Here is a 26,863-nt window from a genome sequence, read left to right as displayed (position 1 = left end):
AACTCAGTGAACTCTGTGCCCTCTGTGGTGCATATTCCAATACGTAAATAAATCACCATGTTGTCTTTGCAATCAGAAATCGATTCTTTGTGCGCTGTTTCGCACGAACTTCTCCATTTAGGTCTGGATGGCGAACCCATCTACTCCGACCGTTTCCGTCAGTTAAATACGGATGTGTATCATCGTTGTGAGCATCTTTTCGGTTCACATGGACGTACCCTCGAAGAGGAAGCTTCTCTTTGTATTGCTTTGTTGACCGGCTATAATGCTACCATTTATAATCACGGTGATAAGGAAGATAAAATCCAGTCGGTTCTCAATCGTAGTTGGGATATCTTGGATACACTTCCCGTCTCGCTTTTGAAATGCCGTTTGTTGGTAGCCTGTTACGCCGAGGTCTTTGACGAAGAGCTGGCAGCGGAGGCACACGCAATAATAGACGGTTGGAAGGAGCGGGAATTGACGAGGGAAGAGTTTGAGATGGTGGAGCATTTAAGGCGTTTGGAGGAAAATCCGTATCCATATGTGGATATAGTTGATTAATTTATTGTAATAATCTATTGTAGATTGTGTTCTACATGTTTTAGGTGTAATTGTGTGATTTATAACTTATGTATTTTGAACTAATTTATTGAAAGAAAATGGAAATAATAGCTCATAGAGGATTCTGGAATAAAGAGTCTGAGAAGAATACCTTAACTGCAATCAAGCGTGCTATTGATAATGGTTATGGCTTTGAAACAGATTATAGAGATAATAACGGTACAATTGTAATATCTCATAATATGCCGTTGGGTAATGAGCCTACTGCTGAGGAAATTTTCAGATTGTATCGTGATAGTGGTACGGAAAGCACCCTAGCTTTGAATATAAAAGCAGATGGCCTGCAAGAGTTATTAAAGGACATGCTAAATACATATCAGATAAAGAAATATTTTTTATTTGATATGTCTATACCTGATACAATAGATTATATTCTTGATAATATGAATATAGCTACCCGGCACTCAGAATATGAAAAAGAATTTCCTTTTTACAGTCAATCCTCTTATGTTTGGATGGATTGTTTTAAAAGTGAGTGGATTAGCTGGGGTAATTTGGAAGAGCATCTTAAAAGTGGTAAAAAAGTATGTATTGTCTCACCAGAATTGCACAGACGTCCATATAAAGAAGTTTGGAACAAGTATGCAAGTTTCAATCATGCTAACTTGATGTTATGTACAGATTTTCCTATGGAAGCTGACTTTTTTTTTAATAAATAAATAATGTAAAAATGGATAAAATTAAGGCTGTTATATTTGACATGGATGGGGTTCTTATTGATGCCAAAGAATGGCATTATGAGGCTTTGAATAAGGCTTTAAGGCTTTTTGGATTTGAAATATCTAGATATGACCATTTGGTTACATTTGATGGTTTGCCGACAGCGAAAAAACTCGAAATGATGACGGTAGAGAGGGGGCTTCCGAAAAGCTTACATCAATTGATCAATGATATGAAGCAAATATATACGATGGAGTACGTATATATGAAATGTAAGCCTCTTTTTGTTCATCAATATGCTTTATCACGCTTAAAATCGGAAGGTTTTCGTTTGGCACTGGCCTCGAATTCGGTACGGGTTACCATAGATATGATGATGGAGAAAGCAGATTTGAATCAATATTTAGATTTCTCTTTATCTAATCAAGATGTAAAAAAATCCAAACCTGATCCGGAAATTTATATTACGGCAATAAACAGGCTGGGTTTGTCTCCTGAAGAATGTCTGGTAGTGGAAGACAATCAGAATGGGGTTAAAGCAGCTTTAGCCAGTGGAGCTAATCTTCTCAAAGTAGAGACAATCAATGACGTCACCTACTCGAATATAATTAATCGTATAAATGAAATAGAGAATAATATATGAACGTAATTGCATTGATGGCTGGAGACAGTAATGACTTCAAAGAGAAAGGCTATACTTATCCTAAATATTTTTTAGAACTAGATAATAAACCTCTTGTACAGAACATTGTGGAGTCTCTTAAAAAGATAGACTGTAAAATCACTTTTATTATTCGTAAGGAAGATAATGATCAGTTCTTCTTAGGAAGTTCATTGAAGATTTTAGCACCATTTGCGGATGTCGTTTGTATTTCTGGTTCCACAAAAGGAGCTGTATGTACCACTTTGTTTGCTATTGATTCAATAAATAATGAAGATGAGGTATTGCTGATTAATGGGGATCAATTGGTGAAGTACGATATAAATGATATTATTGCTGATTTTAGAGAAAGAAACTTAGACGGCGGCATAGTTACTTTTGAGTCCGTTCATCCCAGATGGAGCTATGTTTGTTTGGACGAGCAAGGCTTGGTGGTGCAAACAAGTGAAAAACGTCCTATTTCTAATGTTGCAACAGCTGGAATTTATTATTATAAAAGGGGCTTGGATTTAGTGGAATCATGCTTTTCGGTTCTAAAAAAAGATGTTCAGCTAAATGGTAGTTATTATATAAGCTCTACTTTTAATGAATTGATATTGAGACAAAAAAAAGTAGGTGTATATAAAATTGATAAAAAGGAATATATATCGTTTGCGACGACTCAAATGTATGAAAACTATATAAACAAGAAATAAAGATGATTAATATTGTGATTCCTATGGCCGGAGCGGGTAGTCGCTTCGCACAAGCCGGTTATAAAAAGCCAAAGCCATTCATTGATGTATTAGGTAGGCCTATGATTTGTCATGTTTTGGATAACTTGAATATGCCTGATGCTAGGTTTATTCTTTTAACTCGTAAAGAGCATTTTGAGAATGAACAAGAAACTGTGAACTGGATAAAATCAAAATACAATGTCGAATTTGTGTTAATAGATAATTTGACGGAAGGAGCAGCCTGTACAGTGCTTCATGCTCATAAACTTATTGATAATAATACTCCGTTATTAATTGCTAATTCGGATCAGATAGTGGATATGAACATTGCTGAATTTATCAATGATAGTGAGAATCGAAATTTAGATGGTTCAGTGTTGTGTTTTAAAGATCATGATACAAAATGGTCTTATGCCAAAATAGATGGTGAAGGTTTAATAACTGAGATAAGAGAGAAAGTTGTTATTTCGGAATTTGCAACTGTCGGTATCTACTATTTTGCGAAAGGAGGTTTTTTTGTAAAAAATGCAATTGATATGATTATACGTAATGAACGTGTAAAAAATGAATTCTATGTTGCGCCGGTTTACAATTTTGGAATACAAGAGGGACTTAAATTCGGAATATTTAATATAAACATAAATCAAATGCATGGAATCGGCACTCCAACAGACTTAAATGTATATATTGATTTAGTGCAGAGAAATAAATGAAAACAGCGAAACTTGAGGATATGATAAAAGGTTGGTTTATAGGAAATTTTGAACCAACTCTTTTAAGAACGAACGATGTTGAAGTAGCAGTTAAGTCTTATAACAAAGGTGACTATGAAGAGAAGCATTATCATAAAATTGCTACGGAAATAACTGTTATCGTCAGTGGTAAGGTGAAGATGAACGGAATAGAATACTCCAAAGGAGATATAGTAGTTATGGAGCCCAATGAGGCGACTGATTTTGAGTGTCTAGAAAATGGTACACAGAATGTAGTTGTGAAATTACCTGGAGCAAATGATGATAAATACTGCCTGTGATTATCAGTGATAAATTGAGATGAGGACAAATAAAGCTTTAAAGAATATATTTTACTCTGTCTTTTCATACGGTTCTTTGTTTATTTTGTCCTTAATATTGCGAAAAGTATTTTTAAAATATATAGATATTGAATATTTGGGGCTTGACAGTGTGTTTGAGAATATGTTTTCTCTGATGGCACTGGTAGATGTAGGGACAGGGTCGCTAATATCATATTTACTGTATAAAGCTTTTTCGGAGAATAATAGAAGGGAAGTATCTGTTTTAATGTCAATGTACAAAAAGATGTATCTATTCATAGCTGTTGCTATGGGGATAATTAGCATCTTTTTAATCCCATTGTTGCCCATTTTAATTAAGTCCAAAGGGTTTGATTGGAACTATATTATAGTAATATATCTTATTAGAGGAATAGCTATGGTTGGTTCTTATTGCTTCTCTTATAGAAGGCTTTTATTTAAAGTTGATCAATGTGAGTATGTATGTACTAAAATTGATACAATAACTAATTATTTTAAATATTTGAGTTGGTTTATTGTAATTATTGCTACTCAAAGCTATATCGCATATTTGATTATTCAGACTATTTCTGTATTTGTTGCCAATATCATTATAGCTAGAATGTCTTATACGAAATATCCATACTCAAAAGAAGTCAAGGTTAGTATTCCTGATTTTAGGGAGAGAAATTTTTTCATGGATATGAAGAATGTATATATGTCTAAAATAGCTGGTACAATTTTTGGCAGTACTAATAGTTTGGTTTTATCTTCATCGTTAGGGGTAAAGTCTGTCGCAATGTTAGCAAATTATACATTGATATCAGAAGCTATTGCCGCTGCGTTCTCAAAGATATTTTCACCTTTGCAAGGCAGCATAGGAAACTATGTGTATTCTGAAGATAAAGCGGAAGGATTTAAACTGTTCAGAATGTTTGAATTACTTTCTTTTATTATTGGATCAACTGTTTCTATTTGTTTTGCAAATTTAATAAATCCTTTTATATCCATTTGGATAGGCGAGAAATACGTATTGTCCCTTTTCGTTGTAATATTGATATCTATGAAATTGTATATTGGTTTTGCCTCTCATTTTGTTTCGTGTTATAGGGAGGTTTTTGGCAGATTTGAAATTGATAGATTTTACAATTTGGGAGGTGCGTTGTTAAGCTTATTTGTATCGATTATGTTAGTTAATAGCTATGGTATAGCTGGGGTATATATTGGAACTATTATAGCTATGTTGGGGTTTTGGATTGGTCGTTATAAAGTTCTGAAAGAAGAATATTTTGGTAATATATCTACCGGATATATAAAAAGGCAGTTGTTGAGAATTATTGTTTTGTTTATTGGCTATTTTATAACATTTGTAATTTGTTCTTTTTTGGGGAATGGTATAATTTCTTTTATTGCTAAATTATTTGTTTGTATTTCTGTGATTAGCGTGATGAATTATATTATATACCGGAAAACAGAGGAGTTTCAACGTATGCTGTTTTATTTTAATAGAAGTAAAAATGTCATTATAAATAATTTAAATAATCATCGATGAAAATACTAAGTAGTTTTTTAAAGAACATTATTCAACATACTGTTTTTGTAAGGTATTTCTTAGACTATATCGAACGCCGATGTAATATAAACTCTGGTATGGAAAATGATTTATATCATGAAGGATGGTCATTCATAATTATAACAGATGGGAAGAATAAAAAATTGTTAAATTCTTCTATTAAAAGTATTTTAGACGAATTTGGTGAGGATCGCTATGAGATTATTGTTATTGGTCAAAATAGAGATTACCCTCAATTAAATAATAAAATTAGGTATATACCATATTATAGCTTTCCATTTTTGGCCGGTTGGATAACAATTAAAAAAAACATAGGTGCTAAAGTTGCTATTTATAATAAACTAGTAATAATGCATGATTATGTATCTCTAAATAGAGGTTGGAAAGTAGGTTTTGATGAGTTTGGCCAAGATTATGACATCTGTATGAATAGAATCAAATTGAAAAATGGGAATAGAACCAGGGATTGGTTAGTCTATGATTATCCTAACTTAGGGCCGGCTCTATTGCCATATAAGATTCAGTGTAAAAAATATCAATATATTAGTGGTACCTATTTCGTAGTGAAGAAAGACTTTTTTATTCGCAATCTGCTTGACGAAAAATTAAGATGGGGTGAAGGAGAGGACGTTGAATGGTCAAAGAGAGTAAGAGAAAAAGCTAATATAGTTTTTAATAATAATAGTTGTGTTTCTTATTTGAAAGATAAGTTACCAAATGATGCACCATACTGTGATAACTGGATAGAAAATACGATTAAATTATATGGTATGTATTCCATTAATATTAATAAAGGAAATTATGCCGAAGATATTGCCAAATATTAAGAAGTGTATAAATTAGGTTTTGCTTGTTTTATATAGAGCAAATGTAAGGTTTAAGTTGAGAAAAAAGTAAAAACTCTTTTGGCTCATCTAATTATTTGTATGAAGGTAATGATATTTGTTCTTCAAAAATAGAATTAAAATAGTGATGAAAATTGGTATTGTTCCATTTTATGATGGATTACTAAACAATAAGTTGTTTGACATAACGGACTGCAATTTAAATGCGGATAATTTGATAACTCCTTATTTTGAAATAAAGGAAAAGTTAAAGGATACTTATGATATCAATACTATTGATAAATACAGTGATTTACAGGATGTTGACTGTGTACTATTTTTCTATCTTGATTATAAACTTTTGCTCCGATGTATTAAAAACGGGGTTAAGAAGTTAGTTTATTTTGCTTGGGAACCAGAAGTGGTGGATGAAAGGCATTCTAAGAAGAACCTAAAAAAGATAGAATCGTTTTTTGACGCAATAATGACGTGGAACGATGATATTGTAGATAATATAAAATATTTTAAAATCAATTATCCGTACTTTTTTGACAAACTGATTAGCGTATGTACAATAGAGGAGTTTAATAAGAAGAAATTGTTAGTGAATATTTCAGGGAATAAGTTTTCTTCCCATAAAAGTGAATTATATTCAGAGCGCTTGAAAGTTATTCGATTTTATGAACAAGGTTGCGGAGATACTTTTGAATTATATGGAAGAGGGTGGTCAAAAGGCATGAGAACATTTAAAGGAGAATGTTTAAGGAAGAGTGATGTTTATAGAAATTTTAAGTTTGCTTTATGCTTAGAAAATATGTGTAATGTTAATGGTTATATTACGGAAAAAATATTTGATTGCTTTATCTCTGGGGTAGTACCTGTTTATTGGGGGGCAAACAATGTGTTAAACTATATTCCAAAAGAATGTTATATTGACTACCCAAAATTTAATAATATATGTGAACTGGATAATTTTTTATCTTCTATGACTTATCAGGATTATGTAAAATATATTGATAATATAAATAGGTATTTGCAAAGCTCTAAGAAAGACTTGTTTACTTCTTCCTTCTTTTGTGAGAGTATGGCAATTGTTTTGCAAAAAGAATTTTGTAAAAGAGGCAAAGCTAATATATGGAAATTAAATTATTATAGAATATACTATGTTATTAAAGGAATACTTAAAAAGGTGGATGTGGTTTAAAAAGAAAGTGAAAGTAATGCCTGGAACAATTATTAATGGAAATACTACTATTGGATTTAATAGTTATGTTGGGTACAATTGTATTATTTCATGGAGTACCATAGGGAATTATGTCTCCATTGCTAATAATGTAAATATAGGCCATGGAGAGCATTTGACGAATGATATATCTACAAATGTGTTTTTCTATAAAGATAAAAGCGTATTAACTCAACTTCCAATAGTTATAGAAGATGATGTCTGGATTGGGACAGGTGCTATTATTTTGAGAGGATTAAAGGTGGGACGTGGTGCAATAATTGGTGCTGGTGCAGTAGTGACGAAAGATGTACCACCCTATGCTATTGTTGTAGGAGTTCCTGCACGTATATTAAGGTACCGTTTCGATTCTTCCTGCATTTTAAATATCGAAAAAACGAGTTGGTGGAATCTGGATGTAGATGAAGCCAATAAGGTTATTGAAAAGCTGAGGGAAGAGAATATTGAATAGATCAGCTATATTTTTAAAAAACGTATGAAAATAGTACAAATAATTGGTGGATTAGGCAACCAAATGTTTCAGTTCGCATTTTATTTAGCATTAAAGGAAAAGTATGTTAATGTAAAATTAGACACTTCTTCGTTTGGTACTTATACGCACAATGGATTTGAACTTGATAAAGTTTTTCATGTTGAATATCTAAAGGCGTCCATCCGAGAAAGAATAAAATTGTCTTACCAGGGAAGTGAAATATGGATAAGGGTGTTGCGTAAACTATTGAAACGAAAAAAAACAGAATATGTAGAGCCATATTTGTGTTTTGATGAGAATGCTATATCATTATCGTGTGATAAATATTATATAGGATATTGGCAAAGCTATAAATATTTTACGAATATAGAAGCGGCTATTCGTGGACAGTTTCATTTTTCTAAAGTTTTAAGCGATAAGAATGAGTTCATAAAGAAGCAAATGCAAAATTCAAATTCAGTGAGCCTTCATGTTCGATTAGGAGACTATGTTAATAATCCTGCTTATTCTAATATTTGTACTTCTGCTTATTATAATAAAGCCATAAATATAATTCAAAGCAAAGTCTCAGAACCAAAATTTTTTGTTTTCTCAGATGATACTGTGTGGTGTAAGGATCATCTAAAAATACCTAATTGCCATATTATAGATTGGAATAACAAAGAAGAATCGTATTGGGATATGTGTTTAATGACTTATTGCAAACATAATATAATAGCAAACAGTTCTTTTAGTTGGTGGGGAGCTTGGCTTAACACAAATCCCGAGAGGATTGTTATTGCCCCTGGGAAGTGGATTAATGATGACAGAGTACAAGTAAGTGATATTATTCCTTCTGATTGGATTTGTGTATGAATAGTAATCCTTTTGTCTCAGTTGTAATGTCGGTATATAATGGAGGGGAGTTTTTAAAAGACGCTATCAATAGTATACTTAGTCAAAGTTATAAGAATTTTGAATTCATTATAATAAATGATGGCTCCTCGGATAATTTTTCGGAGATATTGGAATTATATGATGATGAAAGAATTAAAGTCCTAAATAATCAAGAAAATAAGGGTCTTGTTTATTCATTAAATAGGGGATTACTGGAATCTATTGGTAAATATATCGTTAGAATGGACGCTGATGACATCAGTTTGCCAAATAGAATTGAAAAACAAGTCGAGTTTATGGGAGAGAGCCTGAAGTTGGGGTTTGTGGCTCTTATATTGAGATCTTTGGTGATACAATAAAGCGGAAAGTACAAAGATTCCCAAGTAATGTCAATGTGAATGAAGCTTTTCTATTATTTTCTACTTGTTTAGCTCATCCATCCGTTATTATCCGTAAATCTATTGTAGATAAATATAAGTTACGTTATGATGACCGATATTTGCATGCAGAGGACTATGCTATTTGGTGTCAGGCAGTTAAATATACTAAGATTTCTAATATTAGGGAAGTATTATTGAAATATAGAATATTAGAATCAAGTGTCACTAGACAAGCAAATAAAAATTTTCAGTCGCGTTTTGATGTTCACAAGTCAATTTATAAAGATATTTTTAGAAATAAAGGGATAGATTATACGGAAAAAGAGTTGTATTTGCATTTCATCATTTCGGATAATAATAGATTTAGAAATCAAGCTTTAACAATAAGACCATCAGAAATAAATGCTCACCTTACAAAAATATTGTCTCATTATAGAGGGGCTAGCAATTATAAATATATTGCTTTCTTAGTGAATAAAAGAGGGTTGAGTTTGTCGAGATGGTACTCAGAGAGCAGAGGTTTCTATTTTATTATGTATCTTTTTAAATTCTTGTATTATAAGATTCAGATAAAGAAATGATACCTTACGCTTTCATTATATTATTAGTTGTGTTTTCAGTGTTTTTGATTTTTCTAATTTAAATGTTTTTAAAAAGAAAATATTATTATTTTTTTCTTTCCTTTATTCTAATATTATTTGTTGGAACACGATTTGAAACAGGTGATGATTGGGGCGAATATACAAAGGTGTTTGATAAAATTCCACTAGTAAGCGATTTATGGAATGATAACGGTATGTTTCTTTTGTTCAGAATGGAACCTGGTTACATTTTATTTAATAGTGTAATTAAATCTTTTGGTGGGAGTATAAATGAAGTCTTTTTATTATCGTCAATAGTTGTTATTTCCTTATTTTTTGTATTTCAAAAAAGGTATACACTACTTCCTTTTTTAGCTGTATTACTTTATATGCGTTATGGGTATATGCAGTTTAATATGATGTTTGTCAGACAAGGAATAGCTATATCTATCTTCTTTTATTCTTTAAAATATATAGAAGATAAAAAAATAATAAAGTATTTATTAATCAATATATTATCCTCTCTTTTTCATTCGAGTTTATTAATAGTTCTTCCTCTGTATTTTGTTATTAACAGAAGATATAGTAACATTTTTTTGTGTACAGTTGTATTTATTTCTGTACTATTGTCTTTCTTTGACTGGATGGGAGCTATTCTTAGTTTTTTTCCTCCTTTTATACAGAGCAGTTTAACAAGCTATACAGAATCAGACGTGTGGGGCGGTATGACTGGTAAGATAAATATAGCAGTTGCTGAAAAATTTATATTACTTTTAATGTGTTTGAGGCTTCGGGAAAAATTGGAGCAAAAAAACATCTCATTTAATCTGGTTTTTAATCTGTTTGTATTGAGTATTATTTGTTATTATGCCTTTTTCCAAACGTATGTATTTCAGCAGAGGACTGTACTCATATTTCAACTGTCGACAATTTTTATTATTTCGCAATTGTTTCTGTTCTTTTCTGTTAAGAATAGAATGATGGTGCTTTTTATATTGAATTTGATGGTAATCTATTTTTTCTTTAGATATATAAATATAGGGAAGGATGTTTATCTGCCTTATAGGTCGTGGTTGATTTAGAATTAGATTACTGAGCATCTATAATCTAATGACAATGCTTTTATCTATTATTGTTCCCACATTTAAACCTCAAAAAACTTATTTTGAGGAGTGTCTTTTTTCGTTATTTAACCAAACGATGTTTCACTATTTATATGAAGTGATAGTTGTATTGAATGGTGATATTGACACACAGTACACGGATATGATATTAGATATATTTGCTTATAAACCAGCTGGCTTGTATTGTAGGTTGATAAAAACTGATCAAGCAGGCGTATCTAATGCGAGGAATCTTGGCATTGATGCTGCAAAAGGGCAATATATTGGTTTCGTTGATGATGATGATATTGTCTCTTCTGATTACCTTGAAGAATTGTGTAAAATATCTTCTCGGAATATAGTTGGAGTTAGTAATGTGCATACATTTAGAAAAACGATAGAAGAGAAGGAGGATAATTTTTTTGCTTGCCGAATTATTCAACAAAGAGAGTGTCAGTATTCTTTGTTTAGAAATCGAGCTATATTAGCATTTCCTGTCGCTAAATTGATACATCGAGATATTATTGGAAATAGAAGGTTTAATCCACGATTTAAAAATGGAGAGGATGCGCTTTTTATGACCGAAATATCGGATTTGATTGGAGGATTTCGTTTTACGAAAGAAGATACTACTTATTATGTGAGAGAGAGAGCTGGCTCTGCTTCAAGAAGACCTCTTAAACGAGGACAATTGTGTTGGGATACTTTTATGCTAATAAAAGCATATGTATCTATTTATTTGTCTTCTCCTTTCTCGTATAATTTCTTACTTTTTGCTTCTAGAATTCCAGGGTCCATTAAAGGGGCCATAAAACTGTCACGTAATACAGCTTTTTTTTAGTAAAGTTTTGTCTGTCTTGTGTTTTTGTTTAATATTGTTGAATAATGAATGAACTTGTTTCTATTATTACTCCCTGTTATAATTCTGCGGCTACTATACGAGAAACGATCCGATCTGTCATAGCACAGAGCTATGTTAACTGGGAGTTGTTGATAATTGATGACTGTTCAAATGATGATTCTGTGAAAATTATAATGGAATTTATGGATACGGATTCTCGAATTTATTATTTGAAAACAGAGCATCCTTCTGGGGGACCAACTCTTCCTCGTAACGTCGGGATACAAGCTGCAAAAGGACGTTTTATAGCATTTTTAGATAGCGATGATATTTGGCTTCCTAATAAATTGTCTACTCAACTTCCTTTATTTATTAATGATAATGTTGCAATTGTCTATTCTGATTATGAGAAAATATCTGAAGAAGGAAATCGTACGGGAAGAATCGTTAAATCAGATCCCTATCATCATTATAAATCTTTATTGTGTGGAAATGAGTTAGGATGTTTAACTGTGGTTTATGATACGCAAAAAATAGGGAAACGTTATTTTAAGTTTATTGGACATGAGGACTACAATCTTTGGTTAGATATTCTCAAAGAAGGTTTTATTGCTATAAATACAAATATTTGTTTGGCGTTGTATAGAATACGCAAAGGTTCTGTCTCTTCAAATAAATTGAGAGTTATAAAATGGATTTGGCATATTTATAGAGTGGAACAGAAAAAAACAATCTGGTTAAGTTTGTATTACTCATTGTCAGATTTGAATAAATCTCTTTTTAAATATTTAAAATGAATCTTCTTTTTACGGGTGCTTCTGGTTTTCTAGGGAGAAATATTTGTTTTTTGCTAAAAGAAAAATATAAGATAGATACTATGGGACTTGCTCTGCAGGATAATTACAAAGTGGATATAGCGCAAGAAATCCCGACACTAAATATGCCATATGATGTTGTTTTACATGCTGCAGGAAAAGCCCATTCAATACCTAAAACGGAGGTAGAAAAACAAACCTTCTTTGATATCAACCTGCAAGGTACAAAGAATTTGTGTACGGCTTTGGAAAATTTTTGTACGCCTAAGGCCTTCATTTTCATTAGTACTGTTGCTGTTTATGGCTGTGATTTTGGTGAGAATATTACCGAAGAATATTCGTTGAATGGAACTAGCCCTTATGCTTTAAGTAAGATCAAAGCTGAGAAATATCTCGAAGGGTGGTGTAGTATGCACAATGTAAAATTGAGTATACTTCGTCCTTCTTTAATTGCCGGGCCTAATCCTCCGGGAAATTTAGGGACAATGATCCATGGTATTAAGAGTGGCAAGTATCTGAGTATTGCGGGAGGAAAAGCCCGGAAGAGTGTTTTGATGGTGCAGGATATTGCCAATCTTGTTCCTTTATTAGTAGAAAAAGGAGGGATATATAATGTTTGCGATACTTATCAACCTAGTTTTCGTGAGTTGGAAGAGATTATATGTAATCAGTTAAATAAAAAATTGCCTTTGTCTATTCCTTATTATTTTGCTAAAGGTATGGCAGTTGTTGGTGATTGTTTGGGAGAAAAAGCTCCGATTAATTCTTTGAAGCTCCGTAAGATTACGAACTCTTTGACTTTTAGTAATGAAAAGGCAGTACGGGAGCTTGGATGGAAACCTGTGAATGTGTTAGAGAGTTTTCGGATAGAGTAAATTGAATTATGACTATTATTTGCTGGATTTTGGGAATACTTATTGTAATTATTCTCGTAGCTTTTCTTTGTGTTCAATTTTGGTTTTATCTGATTTATAAAAACGGTTAACTTACATGTATTATATTCTTATATTAGTTCTGCTATTTCTGGCAGAACTTTTTTATTTTCGTATTGCTGATAAATGTAATATTATCGACAAGCCGAATGAACGGAGTTCGCATACCCGTATTACTCTGAGAGGTGGAGGAATCATTTTCTATTTGGGTGCATTGACTTTTTTCCTGACGAATCAGTTTGAATACCCTTGGTTTATACTGGCTTTGACCTTGATCACTTTTATCAGTTTTGTAGATGATATCCGTTCTACTTCGCAGGGTTTGCGTTTAGTCTTCCATTTTACGGCAATGGCCCTGTTGTTCTATCAATGGGGATTGTTCAGCCTGCCTTGGTGGACGTTGCTTATCGCTCTGATCGTCTGTACGGGGATTATCAATGCCTATAACTTTATGGATGGCATTAACGGCATTACCGGCGGGTATTCATTGGTTATCCTGGTTTCTTTGGCATATGTGAATGCGGAAGTGATCTCCTTCACAGAACAGAGTTTTATTTATACGATGATTTGTTCTGTGTTGGTGTTTGACTTCTTTAATTTCCGTAAGAGAGCGAAATGCTTCGCCGGTGATGTGGGTTCGGTCAGTATAGCTTTTGTGGTCCTGTTCCTGATCGGGAGTTTGATTCTTCAAACTAAGGATTTCAGCTGGCTTGTATTGCTTGTTGTGTACGGGGTGGATAGTGTGTTGACGATCGTACACCGCCTGTTACTACATGAAAATATTGGTTTGCCTCACCGGAAACATTTGTATCAGATCATGGCCAATGAACTGAAGATACCACACGTGGCAGTGGCATTGACCTATATGTCGGTGCAAGCTGGGGTTGTAGCAGGATATTTGGCATTGCGGGAGTATGGATATGAGTATTTATTAGGGAGCATCTTGGTGTTGGGGCTATTATACTTCCTATTTATGAAGAGATTCTTCTATTTACATAAATCAAATTAATTACTCATGGAAAACTTAACAGAGAATGATTTTCAACGTGTGGCAGATTGGCTTGGCGTTGAAGTGGCAGTGATAAAAGCCGTACAGACAGTTGAAACCGGTGGTCGTGGGGGCTTTGTGGCTCTGGGGTGACCGATGATCTTATTCGAAGGACACATCTTTTGGCGTGAACTCCATGGGGAATGTTTCAGGTGATGGGCTTTAACTATGTGATGTGCGGGTATGGCTGTGTAAATGAAATGGTGAAAGATATGTGTACCGGAGAAGATAAGCAACTGGAGGCATTTGCGAGGTTCATTAAACTTGCTGGGTTACGGCCCAATCTGGAGCGGAAAGACTGGACCGGTTTTGCCAAAAGATATAATGGTTCCGGATATGCTCAGAATCAGTACGATAAAAAATTAGAAGAGGCTTATCGGAGATTTACGAAGTAGAAAAGAGATATACCCGGTTTTCGGGTGTAGATTTTTGTTTCGTCCCCAGATTTATACTATATCGGGTATAAATCTGGGGACATTCCGTTAAACGGATATAATATGAATAATCGAACCATAGCAGAGTATGTGAAGTAGATGTATGAGAAAGAATTAAGTAATAACTCTGATAATGTGATGATTATAACTTGTTCTGTATAACTTGATCCGGACGCCTCATTTTCCTTTGTCATCTTCCTGCAAATGTTCACCTTTGCAATGTTGATCAACGCAATGTGAATAAAATCAGTGGTAATAACATTAAAAAAAGGAGATTAGGAATATGGCATTATTTTATAAAGCAGTAAAATCGACTATGGCAACTAAGTCCGGTGATAAGAAATGGCACTTGAACTTGGTGAAGGTAGGCAAGGTGGTATCTACTCAGCAATTGGCTGAAATGATTGCGGAAAAGTCGTCGTTGACTCCGGGTGATGTGCATAATGTGGTTCGGAACTTGATGACAGCGATGCGTAGTGCACTGCTGGACAGTAAGACGGTACGCCTGGACGGATTGGGTACTTTTACGATGAAAGCGCGTACACGGGGAAGGGGAGTGGACAAAGAGGAAGAGGTGAATCCGAATCAGGTGGCAGCCCTTCTTTGTCATTTTACTCCTGAATATACTCGTCCTGCGGCTATCGGTACTACCCGGGCTTTGTTTCAGGGAGTTGAGTTTCAGAAGGCGAGTGGGATCGGTGCTTCGGGCAATAATGGTTCCGGAGGTGGTGATGGAGACATAGTAGATGATCCGACTGCGTAGTTGCATTTTTAATAGGATGAAAAAGATGAAGAAAAATAATTGGAACGTTATTTTGAAAGTGATTATTGCTGTAGCAAGTGCTATTGCCGGGGTGATCGGAGGGCAGGGATTGCTTTGATAGGTGGCTGACAGCTTCGGTTGGAATGATAAATGCCGGTGTCCGTTTGGAAGAATGGATGCCGGCATTTTATTATATTACCTGTAGAACCGGGAATGTAAAAGAGCATTAATAATAGGGCCTATATAGTGGTGTGAATGATATTATAGGATAAAGGAGAATGAAATCTACATTAAAATGATCAAATTTTGTAAGTTTCTGTTTTTTTTGATATTTTTGTACAGTGGAATGGATTACTGAGATTACTGATATATGGTGACCTCGCACAAACGAACAAACAGAGTCTTATGGGAAATAATGTATCATTGCTGAAGTATGCACTGCTGATAGTACTTTTTTGCACCTCATGTGTAAAAGAAAAAGATTTGTATGAACCGTCGGGTAAGAATCCTGATGATACGGAAGAACTGGATTTATCATTTAAATTCTCTTTGAGAACCGATAAGCAGATCGGTGTGATGGCTACCTCTGCGGATGAGAAGGTGGCTGAAGGCATCTTGATAGGGATTTATCCCCAACAACCTTATGAGGAGGATGGGACTATTGTCATTAAGTCTCTTTATGTTGGTTATACAGATGTGGATGGATGCATTTATGCTATTATATCTGTTCCGGTAAATGTCGATAAGGTATATATAACTTCATTGACTGCCGGTTTTCCCGGTGTGCAGGAGGTTGATGTGCAACCGGGAATGACGTGTGTCTTGTCTGCCGTACCCTTTCAAGTCAGTACCAATGCTTCTACTCGCATGGCTGTTGCCCGGAGCGGGGCAGAGTTGGAGATTCCTGTCAGCCAGAAGCTAAGCAATCTTTATGAACTGTATAGTCCATATGCGGATGCAGAAGTTGGGAAAGACGGCATCCCGCTTTTAAATGCTTCGCCGCTTGTTTCAAAAGAAGAATTGTCACCTAAATTTTTAAACCGGGTGAATAGTTGGTATCCGGAACAGAAGAATGTACAGGATGTGGATCTGAATAAGAGTTCGGATCTGGTGGTTACTGACGAACTGGGAGCAGAAGTGTGGGCTACGTATGTTGGTGATGGGGGATTCTATGTAAATAATAGGACTGTTTACAATGTTTTGACTTACTATAGTTATAAAGAAGGGGAACTCAATAAACGCGAAGATATACAGGGACATCGTATGACCTTGCTGTTGCCGAACACCCATCAGGAAAAATGTCCATCGGGACTGAAAGTGCAATTATTATATTGGGACGGAAACAAGTATGATACAATATTTCCGAAGGGTACACGTATCGGTTTTGCCGTGGCACGTGACGGGTTAAACATGACGAATATTGCTACTGGCGGTGTAAACTCGAAGAGCGCCTATAAATTCCAGAATCAGACATTTCCTAATGCGAATGTAAACGGATTCTATTATTCTACTCCAACTTTGAATACAACTAAAAAAACAAATGCCGTGATCCGTAGCATGTCCGATTACAACTGCTGCATTATGGGGTTTGATATCCGTCCTTATGGCGATGCGAAGGCTGATTATGATTTCAATGACGTGCTGATAAAGCTTACCGCATCACCGGTATCTGCCGTTAAACCGGAAGAAGATATTCCGGTAATTGATGAATTCGCTCCTTCGGAGGCTGTTTATGGAACACTTGCTTTTGAAGACCAGTGGCCTAAGATGGGAGATTATGATTTCAATGATTTTGTGATGAATTATGCTTATGAGCTGGAGAAAGGAGATGGTAATTCTATTACTGCCGTGAAATTGACTTTCACACCAATTGCGAAGGGGGCAGCCCCGTGGACGCATATTGGGGTCGGGATTGAACTTCCGCTTTCCGAGGACATTATTGATCGGTCAAAACTGGAAGGTGCTATTATTGAGGAAGGGAATGAATGGGCCACTTTTATTGTGTGGAACGATGTAAATGTAGCTTTGGGGACTACTGAGGGATATGTGAATACGGAAGGGACGGCAACCGGAATTTCCGGGACTCCCGCTGAAATAACCGTTCGGTTGAAAACTCCTGTCAGCAATCTGCAGACTCAAAAATTTAATCCGTTTATCTTTGTCAACAGCCGTCAAAAAGAGATTCATCTGGTAGATTATAAACCGACAAAGCATGCGGATGTTTCACTTTTCAAAACAGAAAATGATCGCTCGGATCCTGAGTCCGGAGTTTACTATCGCATGGACAACCGCTATCCCTGGGCACTTGATTTCCCACGTAAAGAAGCCTCCTCACCGGCATGGAAGTATCCGAAGGAGAGAATTAATGTCATACAGGCATATCCTAATTATGAAAAATGGGTGCTTGATCAATCGAACCTTTCGTGGTTTGATGCGAGTGTGTCGGGGAACGTGAATAAGGAATTCTTATATTAAGGAGAAAATAAAATCCTCCGTAGAAAAAGGCATCTACGGAGGATTATTTATTTTTTCTTTCTCAAGTCTCTTCCTTCAAATCGGCAAATTGCCTCTATCCACTCTTCGGTCAGTGGCTTGGATTGATGTTTCTCCAAGTCGAATGTCACCATGACCGAGCGACAAATACATTTCACTTCCATTGTTTCGGTATCGATAACCCGTTGCATCAGATGAAAACTTTTGGTTCCGATCTCACAGACGGCAGTTTGAACGGCAATGTGGTCGGATGAAAAAATCTGTGCCAGAAAGTCGGCTTCAATGTGTACTACTACAATACCATCTTTTTCCCAGTCAACACCCGGACAAACCGAGGCAAAGTATTCTGTTTTGCCGAGGTCGTAGAATGAAAAATAGACGGTGTTGTTGACGTGTCCGAACTTGTCTACGTCATTGAATCGTAGTTGTATAGGTAAACTGTGATGAAATTCGATTTCTTCCATTTGTTTTCTCTTAACCTTTGTTATTATTGGGCAAAATTAGTATTTTTGCACGTTATTCTCACAAGAAATAGATCAAGAAATGATAGAAGACATTAAAAAAGCTTGTCAAGTGATGAGCGAAGGCGGGGTGATTCTCTATCCCACCGATACGGTTTGGGGAATTGGCTGCGATGCTACCAATGAAGACGCTGTGCGCCGGGTGTATGAGATAAAACAACGTGCTGACAGCAAGGCGATGTTGGTATTGGTGGATTCGCCGGTGAAGGTCGAATTTTATGTGCAGGATGTCCCTTCGATTGCTTGGGATTTGATGGAAGTTGCCGATAAACCATTGACTATCATTTATTCCGGTGCTCGTAATTTAGCTTCAAATCTGCTTGCCGAAGACGGTAGCGTAGGCATCCGGGTGACGAACGAAGCATTCTCCCGTCGTTTGTGCCAGCAGTTTCGTAAGGCTATTGTTTCGACATCTGCCAATATCAGTGGACAGCCGGGAGCTGCCAATTTCAATGAAATCAGCGAAGAAATAAAATCGTCGGTAGACTACATTGTCAATTTCCGGCAGGATGATATGAGTCGTCCTAAACCATCGAGTATCATTAAACTGGATAAAGGTGGAGTGATTAAGATTATTCGCGAATAATGGAAAAAGAAAAGATAAGTTTATTACAGCGCTTTATTATTTGGCGCGAGAATAAGATTAAAGAAAAGCAGTTTATTCTCATTTTAAGTTTTCTGGTAGGTATTTTTACAGCTATTGCTGCATTGATCCTGAAGTTCTTCATTCATACGATACAGAACTTTCTCACAGATAATTTTAATACGACAGAGGCCAACTACCTTTATCTGGTCTATCCGGTAGTCGGTATTTTCCTTGCCGGATGGTTTGTGCGCAATATCGTAAAGGATGATATCAGTCATGGGGTTACGAAGATCCTTTATGCAATTTCACGTCGTCAAGGACGTATCAAACGCCATAATATCTGGTCGTCGACCATTGCCAGTGCCATTACCATCGGCTTCGGCGGATCGGTAGGAGCCGAGGCCCCTATTGTACTTACCGGATCGGCTATCGGATCGAATCTGGGAAGTATGTTCAAGATGGAACACCGTACGTTGATGTTGCTGGTGGGATGTGGTGCTGCCGGTGCCATTGGAGGTATTTTCAAAGCGCCGATAGCGGGATTGGTATTCACTTTGGAAGTATTGATGATTGATCTTACCATGTCATCCTTGTTGCCGTTGTTAATCTCGGCTGTTACGGCTGCTACTGTTTCGTATATTACAACCGGGCAAGAGGCTATGTTTAAATTTCATTTGGATCAGCCTTTTGAGTTGGAACGTATTCCTTATGTGATTCTCTTAGGTATCTTTTGCGGATTGGTATCACTCTATTTCACACGTGCCATGAGTTCTGTAGAAGGGGTATTTGGTAAACTGTCCAATCCGTATAAGAAGTTGGCATTGGGTGGTGTGATGTTGAGTGTACTCATCTTTCTTTTTCCGCCTCTTTACGGTGAAGGTTACGATACGATTGAATTATTGCTGAACGGTACGAGTAATGCCGATTGGGATACGGTATTGAATAACTCCTTGTTCTATGGATATGGCAATCTGCTGTTGGTTTATCTGGTATTGATTATCCTGTTGAAGGTATTTGCATCGAGTGCGACTAACGGTGGAGGCGGATGCGGTGGTATTTTTGCTCCTTCGTTGTATTTGGGATGTATTGCCGGTTTTGTTTTCTCCCACTTTAGCAATGATTTTGATTTTACTTCCACTTTACCGGAAAAGAACTTTGCTCTAATGGGAATGGCAGGAGTCATGAGTGGGGTCATGCATGCCCCGTTGACCGGTGTGTTTCTGATTGCTGAACTGACCGGTGGATATGACCTTTTTCTGCCTTTGATGATTGTTTCGGTCAGTTCTTATCTGACAATCATTGTGTTCGAACCCCACAGTATTTATTCCATGCGTCTGGCCAAGAAAGGACAGTTGCTGACCCATCATAAGGATAAGGCTGTACTGACATTGATGAAAGTGGAAAATGTAGTCGAAACAGACTTTGTCTGTGTACGTCCAGAAATGGATTTGGGTGAATTGGTAAAGGCTATTTCGACCTCCCATCGTAATATGTTTCCTGTGACAGACAAGGATGGAATTCTATTAGGCGTCGTGCTGCTGGATGATATCCGGAACATCATGTTCCGTCAGGAACTTTATCATCGTTTTACCGTTAGTAAATTGATGACTTCCGTTCCTGCCCGTTTGTATGATACCGACAGTATGGAACAGGTGATGCAGACGTTTGACGATACAAAAGCGTGGAACTTGCCGGTAGTCAACGAAGAAGGAAAGTATCTGGGATTTGTTTCAAAATCTAAAATATTTAATTCGTATCGCCAGGTATTGGTGCATTTCTCGGAAGATTGACGGGTTACAATTTCCGGAAACTTATAACTCATAGCTTTTTAAATATGAAAAAAGAAGATTTAAGAATCGTATATATGGGGACTCCTGATTTTGCAGTGGAGGCCCTGCGCTGTCTGGTGGAAGGCGGCTATAATGTAGTCGGGGTGATTACAATGCCTGATAAACCTGCCGGTCGTGGACACAAAATCCAATATTCTCCGGTAAAGCAATATGCGCTGGATCATCAGTTGCCTTTATTACAGCCGGAGAAACTGAAAGATGCAGAATTTGTTCAGGCACTTCGCGAATGGAAGGCCGATCTGCAGATTGTTGTGGCTTTTCGGATGTTGCCGGAAGTGGTATGGAACATGCCTTGTTTTGGAACTTTCAATCTTCATGCTTCTTTGCTTCCGCAGTACCGTGGGGCAGCTCCTATCAATTGGGCGGTTATCAATGGAGATACGGAGACGGGGATTACTACTTTTTTCCTGAAACATGAAATCGATACAGGTGAGGTGATCCAGCAGGTGCGCGTTCCTATTGCTGATACGGACAATGTGGAAGTGGTGCATGACAAATTGATGCAGTTGGGCGGACGGCTGGTGATAGAAACGGTAGATGCTATTCTGGAGGGAAATGTAAAGGCAATTCCCCAGGAAGAAATGGCAGTGGTCGGCGAGCTTCGTCCGGCTCCGAAAATCTTCAAAGAAACCTGTAGGATTAATTGGAATCAACCGGTGAAACGGGTTTATGATTTTATCCGCGGGCTTTCTCCTTATCCTGCTGCGTGGAGTGAATTACTTAATCCGGAAGGTGAAGCGGTTGTAGTGAAAATCTTTGAGAGTGAGAAAGAAGAGAAAGTACATGCACTGACTCCGGGGAGCATTATTACAGATGGAAAGCACTTCCTGAAAGTAGCCGTGTCGGATGGGTTTGTAAATATCCTTTCTTTACAGTTACCGGGTAAAAAGAGGCTGAAGACAGATGAACTTTTGCGTGGGTTTCATCTGACTGAGGCATTTAGGATGAAGGCGGAATAATTGGCGGTGAGGCTCTCTATCTTATGCTTTGATAGTGTAAAGGCAACGTACTGGAAAGCAGAGTCTGTCACTTGCAATTGTGGAATTGGAATAGAAGGAAAGAATTTCTGCCAAATAAACTGTTATAGAAGAGGGAGCTCTGATGTTTTTTTGTTAATTTTGTGCTATTATTAAAATATTGATGAATATGAAACCTATTATATCCCCTTCTATCCTTTCGGCAGATTTTGCATATCTGGCAAAGGATCTTGAGATGATTAACCGTAGTGAAGCCGACTGGGTGCACATTGACATTATGGACGGAGTATTTGTTCCGAATATATCCTTTGGCTTTCCGGTGCTGAAGTATGTTGCTAAGTTGACTCAGAAACCGTTGGATGTACATTTAATGATAGTCAATCCTGAGAAGTTTATTCCTGAAGTAAAGGCATTGGGGGCGCATATTATGAATGTACATTACGAAGCATGTCCACACCTTCATCGGGTGGTGCAACAAATCCGTGAGGCCGGTATGCAGCCTGCTGTTACCATAAATCCGGCCACTCCGGTAGCTTTGTTGCTGGACATTATCCGGGATGTATACATGGTGTTGATCATGAGTGTGAATCCCGGTTTCGGAGGACAAAAGTTTATTGAGCACTCGGTAGAGAAAGTACGTGAACTTCGTGAACTGATTGAGCGTACCGGATCGAAAGCGCTGATCGAGGTAGATGGTGGAGTGAATCTGGAAACAGGTGCCCGTCTGGTGGCTGCCGGGGCGGATGCGTTGGTAGCAGGAAATGCCATTTTTGCTGCTGAGAATCCGGAAGAGACGATTCATGCCATGAAAGGGCTGTAAGGCCGGCTTGTGAGCTTCCGGTATTTACATCGATATCCATTTTTACGCCTGCTATTACCTCTGATAGCAGGCTTTCTTGTTGGTAATTATTTGTTTTTCAAGGAGGTGTATGTTCCGGATACCGTGTTGGTGGGAGTTTCTGCCGGATTATTTTTTCTGCTGCTGGCAGTCTATTTTTCACGTCGCTATTCGTTTCGGTGGATATTCGGCAGTGTTGCCTATCTACTTGTTTTTGGGGCCGGAACCGGCGGCATGAATCAGGTTTTACAACAAACTGTATATGCTTTCCAAAAACAAGAATGCGTTTATCGGGCTATCCTGACTGATCGGCCCGACGAGAAGGAACATACTTTTCTCTGTCCGGCATTTCTGACAGAAAAACAAGATTCAGTGGGAGTCGTACCGGTGAATCGGAAAGTATTGCTTTACATTTCGAAAGATTCACTCGCCGGAAGTTTACATAAGGGGGACGAATTAGTACTGATGGCGCGCGTATCTCCACCTTCCAATAATGGTAATCCCGATGAATTTGATTATGCCCGTTATTTACGTTACAGAGGGATTGGAGGAGTTGCTTTTGTTGCAGAGGGAAAATGGCAGATAATCGGACACAGGATGTCCCGTTCCTTTCGGCAGATTGCATTGGACTGCCGGGACCGGATTCTGGATAAATATCGTGCTTTGAAGTTCGAACCGGATGAGTTTGCCGTACTTGCCGCGCTTACTGTTGGCTACAAAGAGGAATTAGGTGAAGATATTAGGGAGACTTATTCCGTGTCAGGGGCCAGTCATGTACTGGCACTTTCCGGACTTCATATCGGATTTTTATATATGCTGCTTCTTTTACTTCTGAAGTGGTTGCCGGGGAATGTTTGGGGGGTGAGGCTGTTTCGTGCGATAGTGATAATTACTGCATTGTGGGGATTTGCTTTCATTACAGGGCTGTCCCCTTCTGTGGTTCGTTCGGTTATTATGTTTTCATTGTTGGCTTTGTCGGTCTTATCCGGGCGTACGGGTATTTCACTTAATACGCTTGCGCTGACTGCATTTATTATGTTGGCGGTTCATCCTTTCTGGCTGTTTGATGTTGGATTTCAACTCTCTTTTTCGGCTGTTACTGCCATTCTACTGATATATCCCCGGTTGTTCAGGTTGCTTCCGATTGGTAATGGAGTATTAAAGAAAGTCTGGGCATTAATGTGTGTTTCGCTTGCTGCGCAGATAGGTACAGCCCCTTTGGTATTGTTGTATTTTTCCAGATTTTCCACCCATTTCTTATTGACTAATCTGTTGGTAATTCCACTTGTGTCGGTGATTATGTATTCAGCGGTTATTCTGCTGGTGGTCAGCCCTTTTTCTCAGATTTATACCTGGTGTGCTGTGGCGGTGAAGTTTCTTATCGATTTACTGAATGCTGCGGTTCGTTGGGTAGAGCATCTACCGTTGGCATCTATCGATAATGTTTGGATTTATCCGGCGGAAGTTCTTGCCTTTTATCTGGCTTTGTTGGCCTGTATGCGTCATATGATGGTTCGTAGTGCGAAAAGTTTGTACCTTGTAGGTGTTTGCCTGTTGGTTACAGGTAGTCTTCATTGGGCATGGAGGATGGCTGACCGACCGGTGCAGAGCATTGTTTTCTATAATGTCCGGGGATGTCCGGTTGTACATTGCATTGAGTCTCAAGGTAAATCCTGGCTTGCCTATGCAGATAGCATTCCGGATGAAAGACGGCTTTCGCGTGCGGTAACCGGCTATTGGAATCGGTTACACCTGAATACCCCGATACCCATAACAAAAGACTATCGCTCTTCCGGCTTCTGGATGCAGGACCACCTGCTTCTGTTCGGTAATAAACGTATTTGTATGGTCAGTGATAACCGTTGGCGAAACAAAACTGCCGCTGAACCGTTAAACATAGATTATTTGTATTTGTGTAAGGGCTATACAGGACGATTGGAGTCATTGGCCCAACTGTTTCATTGCCGGGAGGTTATTCTGGATTCTTCTCTGTCCGCTTATTATAAGGGAGTGTTCAGTGAAGAATGCCGTCGGTTGGGATTGCATTTTATCTCCCTTTCCGACGAAGGTTCTGTGAGGTTTTTGCTCTAAGTACAAAGATTTATCGTATTTTTGCCAACTCATATTTATACAAACAAGTTATGCTGACTAAAGTAATTGCTCAAACCCATATTGATCATTTTACTAAATGGTTTGAACGGGCCGACAAAATAGTAATCGTATCCCATGTGTCGCCTGACGGAGATGCCATTGGCTCATCGTTGGGATTGTATCATTTTCTGGATTCTCAAGATAAAATTGTAAATGTAATTGTCCCTAATGCTTTCCCCGATTTCCTGAGATGGATGCCGGGTAGCAAGGATATTTTGCTGTATGACCGTTATAAAGAGTTTGCCGATAAGTTGATTATGGAAGCAGACGTCATCTGCTGTCTTGATTTTAATGCATTGAAGCGCATTGACGAGATGGCTGATATAGTGGCTTCCTCACCGGGACGTAAAATAATGATAGATCATCATCTTCATCCCGAAGACTTTTGTCGGATCACTGTTTCACATCCTGAAATTTCTTCTACTTCCGAATTGGTGTTTCGCCTGATTTGCCGGATGGGATATTTCAGTGACATTTCCAAAGAGGGGGCTGAATGTATTTATACCGGTATGATGACAGATACCGGAGGATTCACTTATAACTCTAATAATCGTGAGATTTATTTCATTATCAGCGAACTGCTTTCAAAAGGAATCGATAAAGATGATATCTACCGGAAAGTCTACAATACTTATTCCGAAAGCCGTTTGCGTTTGATGGGATATGTATTATCGAATATGCGGGTGTATAAAGATTACAATTCTGCGCTTATATCGCTGACCAAAGATGAACAGGGAAAATTTGATTATATCAAAGGCGATAGCGAAGGGTTTGTAAACATCCCGCTTTCGATTAAGAATGTCTGTTTCTCTTGTTTCCTCCGTGAGGATACGGAAAAGAAAATGATTAAGATTTCACTTCGTTCCGTAGGTAAGTTTCCTTGCAACCAGTTAGCTGCCGAGTTTTTCAATGGTGGTGGGCATCTCAATGCGTCAGGCGGAGAGTTTTACGGTACGATGGAAGAGGCTGTGAAAGTGTTTGAACAGGCATTGGAGAAATATAAGCCGCTTCTGAAACAATGAGGCTGCGGGTTGTCGGTTACAATTTATGAATAAGGAATGACAAGTGTATAACTTCTTGTTACTTTTGACTTATAGCCCATGGCTCCTTGCTCTTCCGTTAAAAGTTGAAAGTCAAAGGTTAAAAGACTTGAACTTTCTGCTTTTAAATCTAAAGATTCGACTAATTTAAAATACATTTGTACGGAATATACATAAGATACAGAAATGAAAAAACTTCTATTGTTATTTTTTTCCTTGTTAGCCTTCGGATATATGTTCCAGGCTTGCGACAATTCGAAGACTTATGCAGAAATGCTGGATGAAGAGAAAGATGCGGTAAACGCTTTTATTAAAAAGCACGATATCCGTACTATTTCTGAGAGTGACTTTGAAGCAAACGGATATAAGACGGATACGACTAAGAATGAATATGTAGCTTTCTCAAACGGAGTCTATATGCAGATTGTGGATAAAGGTATTGTTACCGACAAACCGGAGAACGATTCTATCAAAAATAATAATATTGTAGCCGTACGCTTCGTGGAGCATGATATTAAGGCCAATGATACTACTTGCTTCAATGTAGTGCTTCCCGGTTTTGAGAACTATCCGAACTACTATACTTATCCGGATGTATTCCGTTACGTAGATAATGGAACTTCGGTGGCCGGTGTATTCACAGAAGGTTCGATGTATGCCAAATATGGTACGACAGACGTTCCTCCCGGATGGCTACTTGCTTTGAAATATGTTACCAACTATGCCCATGTGAGAATGATTGTACCTTCAAAGATGGGGCATCAGAGTGCTAACCAATATGTAAACCCCTATTTCTACGATATTCGTAAATTCCAGAAAGCATTGAACTAAAACTACTAAATAACCAAT

Annotated in this window: 29 protein-coding genes and 1 pseudogene; 29 read left to right on the top strand and 1 reads right to left on the bottom strand. The window is 37.3% G+C overall.

Features of this window, described 5'->3' with window-relative positions; all coding sequences use genetic code 11:
- Positions 1-57 precede the first annotated feature (57 nt).
- The 22 genes and pseudogenes from DBK98_RS00425 to DBK98_RS00320 all read left to right on the top strand — a co-directional run bounded on the left by DBK98_RS00425 (position 58) and on the right by DBK98_RS00320 (position 18,033).
- Positions 58-543, top strand: coding sequence for a UpxZ family transcription anti-terminator antagonist (locus tag DBK98_RS00425; protein ID WP_033572592.1), 486 nt, complete (start codon positions 58-60; stop codon positions 541-543).
- A gap of 98 nt (positions 544-641) precedes the next feature.
- Complete coding sequence (locus DBK98_RS00420) at positions 642-1,262, top strand: hypothetical protein (RefSeq protein ID WP_010993531.1); 621 nt, start codon at positions 642-644, stop codon at positions 1,260-1,262.
- Between the two features lie 11 nt (positions 1,263-1,273).
- Positions 1,274-1,906, top strand: coding sequence for an HAD family phosphatase (locus DBK98_RS00415; protein ID WP_010993530.1), 633 nt, complete (start codon positions 1,274-1,276; stop codon positions 1,904-1,906).
- Positions 1,903-2,619, top strand: coding sequence for a glycosyltransferase family 2 protein (locus DBK98_RS00410; protein ID WP_010993529.1), 717 nt, complete (start codon positions 1,903-1,905; stop codon positions 2,617-2,619). Before DBK98_RS00415 ends, DBK98_RS00410 begins: the two co-directional genes overlap by 4 nt.
- Before the next feature lie 2 nt (positions 2,620-2,621).
- Complete coding sequence (locus DBK98_RS00405) at positions 2,622-3,353, top strand: glycosyltransferase family 2 protein (protein ID WP_010993528.1); 732 nt, start codon at positions 2,622-2,624, stop codon at positions 3,351-3,353.
- Positions 3,350-3,673 carry a hypothetical protein gene (locus DBK98_RS00400; protein WP_010993527.1) on the top strand — a complete coding sequence of 108 codons (324 nt, stop codon included), beginning with the start codon at positions 3,350-3,352 and terminating at the stop codon, positions 3,671-3,673. Before DBK98_RS00405 ends, DBK98_RS00400 begins: the two co-directional genes overlap by 4 nt.
- 175 nt (positions 3,674-3,848) lie before the next feature.
- Positions 3,849-5,225: a lipopolysaccharide biosynthesis protein gene (locus DBK98_RS00395; protein WP_137570164.1), complete on the top strand. Its 1,377-nt coding sequence runs from the start codon at positions 3,849-3,851 to the stop codon at positions 5,223-5,225.
- A 98-nt stretch (positions 5,226-5,323) separates the two neighbouring features.
- The gene (locus DBK98_RS00390; protein ID WP_137570163.1) at positions 5,324-6,073 is read left to right on the top strand and encodes a hypothetical protein; all 750 of its coding nucleotides are present in this window, start codon (positions 5,324-5,326) and stop codon (positions 6,071-6,073) included.
- A gap of 145 nt (positions 6,074-6,218) precedes the next feature.
- Entirely contained in the window at positions 6,219-7,274 is a 1,056-nt protein-coding gene (locus DBK98_RS00385; RefSeq protein WP_050503146.1) for a glycosyltransferase family 10 domain-containing protein, read from the top strand.
- Positions 7,234-7,764 carry a CatB-related O-acetyltransferase gene (locus tag DBK98_RS00380; protein ID WP_052510079.1) on the top strand — a complete coding sequence of 177 codons (531 nt, stop codon included), beginning with the start codon at positions 7,234-7,236 and terminating at the stop codon, positions 7,762-7,764. Before DBK98_RS00385 ends, DBK98_RS00380 begins: the two co-directional genes overlap by 41 nt.
- A 24-nt stretch (positions 7,765-7,788) precedes the next feature.
- On the top strand, positions 7,789-8,640 hold the full coding sequence (locus tag DBK98_RS00375; protein ID WP_032535382.1) for an alpha-1,2-fucosyltransferase: 852 nt from the start codon (positions 7,789-7,791) through the stop codon (positions 8,638-8,640).
- Complete coding sequence (locus DBK98_RS00370; RefSeq protein WP_187143818.1) at positions 8,637-9,020, top strand: glycosyltransferase family 2 protein; 384 nt, start codon at positions 8,637-8,639, stop codon at positions 9,018-9,020. Before DBK98_RS00375 ends, DBK98_RS00370 begins: the two co-directional genes overlap by 4 nt.
- A gap of 35 nt (positions 9,021-9,055) precedes the next feature.
- Positions 9,056-9,622: a hypothetical protein gene (locus DBK98_RS00365; protein WP_187143817.1), complete on the top strand. Its 567-nt coding sequence runs from the start codon at positions 9,056-9,058 to the stop codon at positions 9,620-9,622.
- Between the two features lie 62 nt (positions 9,623-9,684).
- Positions 9,685-10,704, top strand: coding sequence for an EpsG family protein (locus DBK98_RS00360; RefSeq protein WP_187143816.1), 1,020 nt, complete (start codon positions 9,685-9,687; stop codon positions 10,702-10,704).
- A 28-nt stretch (positions 10,705-10,732) separates the two neighbouring features.
- A complete protein-coding gene (locus DBK98_RS00355; protein ID WP_080714473.1) occupies positions 10,733-11,566 on the top strand; it encodes a glycosyltransferase family 2 protein in 834 nt (277 codons plus the stop codon).
- Between the two features lie 44 nt (positions 11,567-11,610).
- On the top strand, positions 11,611-12,363 hold the full coding sequence (locus DBK98_RS00350) for a glycosyltransferase family 2 protein (protein ID WP_010993518.1): 753 nt from the start codon (positions 11,611-11,613) through the stop codon (positions 12,361-12,363).
- Positions 12,360-13,256: an NAD(P)-dependent oxidoreductase gene (locus tag DBK98_RS00345; RefSeq protein WP_010993517.1), complete on the top strand. Its 897-nt coding sequence runs from the start codon at positions 12,360-12,362 to the stop codon at positions 13,254-13,256. Before DBK98_RS00350 ends, DBK98_RS00345 begins: the two co-directional genes overlap by 4 nt.
- Before the next feature lie 115 nt (positions 13,257-13,371).
- Entirely contained in the window at positions 13,372-14,322 is a 951-nt protein-coding gene (locus tag DBK98_RS00340; RefSeq protein ID WP_044301453.1) for a glycosyltransferase family 4 protein, read from the top strand.
- Positions 14,323-14,328: 6 nt separating this feature from the next.
- Positions 14,329-14,756: pseudogene (locus tag DBK98_RS23525) on the top strand (N-acetylmuramidase family protein).
- A gap of 322 nt (positions 14,757-15,078) precedes the next feature.
- Positions 15,079-15,558, top strand: coding sequence for an HU family DNA-binding protein (locus DBK98_RS00330; RefSeq protein ID WP_005791037.1), 480 nt, complete (start codon positions 15,079-15,081; stop codon positions 15,556-15,558).
- A gap of 25 nt (positions 15,559-15,583) precedes the next feature.
- Positions 15,584-15,676, top strand: coding sequence for a smalltalk protein (locus DBK98_RS00325; protein ID WP_005781518.1), 93 nt, complete (start codon positions 15,584-15,586; stop codon positions 15,674-15,676).
- A gap of 287 nt (positions 15,677-15,963) precedes the next feature.
- Entirely contained in the window at positions 15,964-18,033 is a 2,070-nt protein-coding gene (locus DBK98_RS00320; protein ID WP_033572599.1) for an LruC domain-containing protein, read from the top strand.
- Between the two features lie 47 nt (positions 18,034-18,080).
- On the opposite strand, the gene DBK98_RS00315 is transcribed toward DBK98_RS00320, so the two are convergent.
- Positions 18,081-18,515, bottom strand: a complete 435-nt coding sequence (locus DBK98_RS00315) for a thioesterase family protein (RefSeq protein ID WP_005781514.1) — start codon at positions 18,513-18,515, stop codon at positions 18,081-18,083.
- 79 nt (positions 18,516-18,594) lie between these two features.
- Between DBK98_RS00315 and DBK98_RS00310 the strand changes: the two genes are divergently transcribed.
- The 7 genes from DBK98_RS00310 (at position 18,595) to DBK98_RS00280 (ending at position 26,845) form a co-directional block, all read left to right on the top strand.
- The gene (locus DBK98_RS00310; protein ID WP_005781511.1) at positions 18,595-19,158 is read left to right on the top strand and encodes an L-threonylcarbamoyladenylate synthase; all 564 of its coding nucleotides are present in this window, start codon (positions 18,595-18,597) and stop codon (positions 19,156-19,158) included.
- On the top strand, positions 19,158-20,948 hold the full coding sequence (locus DBK98_RS00305) for a chloride channel protein (protein WP_005781508.1): 1,791 nt from the start codon (positions 19,158-19,160) through the stop codon (positions 20,946-20,948). The genes DBK98_RS00310 and DBK98_RS00305 overlap by 1 nt, the downstream gene beginning before the upstream one ends.
- A gap of 44 nt (positions 20,949-20,992) precedes the next feature.
- Complete coding sequence (gene fmt / locus DBK98_RS00300) at positions 20,993-21,967, top strand: methionyl-tRNA formyltransferase (RefSeq protein ID WP_080594326.1); 975 nt, start codon at positions 20,993-20,995, stop codon at positions 21,965-21,967.
- Between the two features lie 187 nt (positions 21,968-22,154).
- Entirely contained in the window at positions 22,155-22,805 is a 651-nt protein-coding gene (gene rpe / locus DBK98_RS00295; protein WP_022011096.1) for a ribulose-phosphate 3-epimerase, read from the top strand.
- 9 nt (positions 22,806-22,814) lie between these two features.
- The gene (locus tag DBK98_RS00290) at positions 22,815-24,914 is read left to right on the top strand and encodes a ComEC/Rec2 family competence protein (RefSeq protein WP_033572600.1); all 2,100 of its coding nucleotides are present in this window, start codon (positions 22,815-22,817) and stop codon (positions 24,912-24,914) included.
- Positions 24,915-24,964: 50 nt separating this feature from the next.
- Positions 24,965-25,996, top strand: a complete 1,032-nt coding sequence (locus DBK98_RS00285) for a bifunctional oligoribonuclease/PAP phosphatase NrnA (RefSeq protein WP_005781501.1) — start codon at positions 24,965-24,967, stop codon at positions 25,994-25,996.
- A 204-nt stretch (positions 25,997-26,200) separates the two neighbouring features.
- Positions 26,201-26,845 (top strand): DUF4827 domain-containing protein, encoded by a 645-nt coding sequence (locus tag DBK98_RS00280; RefSeq protein ID WP_005781500.1) that lies wholly within the window; start codon positions 26,201-26,203, stop codon positions 26,843-26,845.
- Positions 26,846-26,863: the final 18 nt, after the last annotated feature.

Origin of the sequence: Bacteroides sp. PHL 2737 (assembly GCF_004115325.2) — a bacterium.
Classification (GTDB): Bacteria; Bacteroidota; Bacteroidia; order Bacteroidales; family Bacteroidaceae; genus Bacteroides; species Bacteroides hominis.
This window is presented reverse-complemented; position numbering and strand designations above follow the sequence as displayed.

What these genes read in the sequence shown, in the direction of transcription:
- DBK98_RS00425 (WP_033572592.1), top strand. Translation starts at nt 58, where the DNA reads ATGTTGTCTTTGCAATCAGAAATCGATTCTTTGTGCGCTGTTTCGCAC.
- DBK98_RS00420 (WP_010993531.1), top strand. Translation starts at nt 642, where the DNA reads ATGGAAATAATAGCTCATAGAGGATTCTGGAATAAAGAGTCTGAGAAG.
- DBK98_RS00415 (WP_010993530.1), top strand. Translation starts at nt 1,274, where the DNA reads ATGGATAAAATTAAGGCTGTTATATTTGACATGGATGGGGTTCTTATT.
- DBK98_RS00410 (WP_010993529.1), top strand. Translation starts at nt 1,903, where the DNA reads ATGAACGTAATTGCATTGATGGCTGGAGACAGTAATGACTTCAAAGAG.
- DBK98_RS00405 (WP_010993528.1), top strand. Translation starts at nt 2,622, where the DNA reads ATGATTAATATTGTGATTCCTATGGCCGGAGCGGGTAGTCGCTTCGCA.
- DBK98_RS00400 (WP_010993527.1), top strand. Translation starts at nt 3,350, where the DNA reads ATGAAAACAGCGAAACTTGAGGATATGATAAAAGGTTGGTTTATAGGA.
- DBK98_RS00395 (WP_137570164.1), top strand. Translation starts at nt 3,849, where the DNA reads ATGGCACTGGTAGATGTAGGGACAGGGTCGCTAATATCATATTTACTG.
- DBK98_RS00390 (WP_137570163.1), top strand. Translation starts at nt 5,324, where the DNA reads ATGGAAAATGATTTATATCATGAAGGATGGTCATTCATAATTATAACA.
- DBK98_RS00385 (WP_050503146.1), top strand. Translation starts at nt 6,219, where the DNA reads ATGAAAATTGGTATTGTTCCATTTTATGATGGATTACTAAACAATAAG.
- DBK98_RS00380 (WP_052510079.1), top strand. Translation starts at nt 7,234, where the DNA reads ATGTTATTAAAGGAATACTTAAAAAGGTGGATGTGGTTTAAAAAGAAA.
- DBK98_RS00375 (WP_032535382.1), top strand. Translation starts at nt 7,789, where the DNA reads ATGAAAATAGTACAAATAATTGGTGGATTAGGCAACCAAATGTTTCAG.
- DBK98_RS00370 (WP_187143818.1), top strand. Translation starts at nt 8,637, where the DNA reads ATGAATAGTAATCCTTTTGTCTCAGTTGTAATGTCGGTATATAATGGA.
- DBK98_RS00360 (WP_187143816.1), top strand. Translation starts at nt 9,685, where the DNA reads ATGTTTTTAAAAAGAAAATATTATTATTTTTTTCTTTCCTTTATTCTA.
- DBK98_RS00355 (WP_080714473.1), top strand. Translation starts at nt 10,733, where the DNA reads ATGACAATGCTTTTATCTATTATTGTTCCCACATTTAAACCTCAAAAA.
- DBK98_RS00350 (WP_010993518.1), top strand. Translation starts at nt 11,611, where the DNA reads ATGAATGAACTTGTTTCTATTATTACTCCCTGTTATAATTCTGCGGCT.
- DBK98_RS00345 (WP_010993517.1), top strand. Translation starts at nt 12,360, where the DNA reads ATGAATCTTCTTTTTACGGGTGCTTCTGGTTTTCTAGGGAGAAATATT.
- DBK98_RS00340 (WP_044301453.1), top strand. Translation starts at nt 13,372, where the DNA reads ATGTATTATATTCTTATATTAGTTCTGCTATTTCTGGCAGAACTTTTT.
- DBK98_RS00330 (WP_005791037.1), top strand. Translation starts at nt 15,079, where the DNA reads ATGGCATTATTTTATAAAGCAGTAAAATCGACTATGGCAACTAAGTCC.
- DBK98_RS00325 (WP_005781518.1), top strand. Translation starts at nt 15,584, where the DNA reads ATGAAGAAAAATAATTGGAACGTTATTTTGAAAGTGATTATTGCTGTA.
- DBK98_RS00320 (WP_033572599.1), top strand. Translation starts at nt 15,964, where the DNA reads ATGGGAAATAATGTATCATTGCTGAAGTATGCACTGCTGATAGTACTT.
- DBK98_RS00315 (WP_005781514.1), bottom strand. Translation starts at nt 18,515, where the DNA reads ATGGAAGAAATCGAATTTCATCACAGTTTACCTATACAACTACGATTC.
- DBK98_RS00310 (WP_005781511.1), top strand. Translation starts at nt 18,595, where the DNA reads ATGATAGAAGACATTAAAAAAGCTTGTCAAGTGATGAGCGAAGGCGGG.
- DBK98_RS00305 (WP_005781508.1), top strand. Translation starts at nt 19,158, where the DNA reads ATGGAAAAAGAAAAGATAAGTTTATTACAGCGCTTTATTATTTGGCGC.
- fmt (WP_080594326.1), top strand. Translation starts at nt 20,993, where the DNA reads ATGAAAAAAGAAGATTTAAGAATCGTATATATGGGGACTCCTGATTTT.
- rpe (WP_022011096.1), top strand. Translation starts at nt 22,155, where the DNA reads ATGAAACCTATTATATCCCCTTCTATCCTTTCGGCAGATTTTGCATAT.
- DBK98_RS00285 (WP_005781501.1), top strand. Translation starts at nt 24,965, where the DNA reads ATGCTGACTAAAGTAATTGCTCAAACCCATATTGATCATTTTACTAAA.
- DBK98_RS00280 (WP_005781500.1), top strand. Translation starts at nt 26,201, where the DNA reads ATGAAAAAACTTCTATTGTTATTTTTTTCCTTGTTAGCCTTCGGATAT.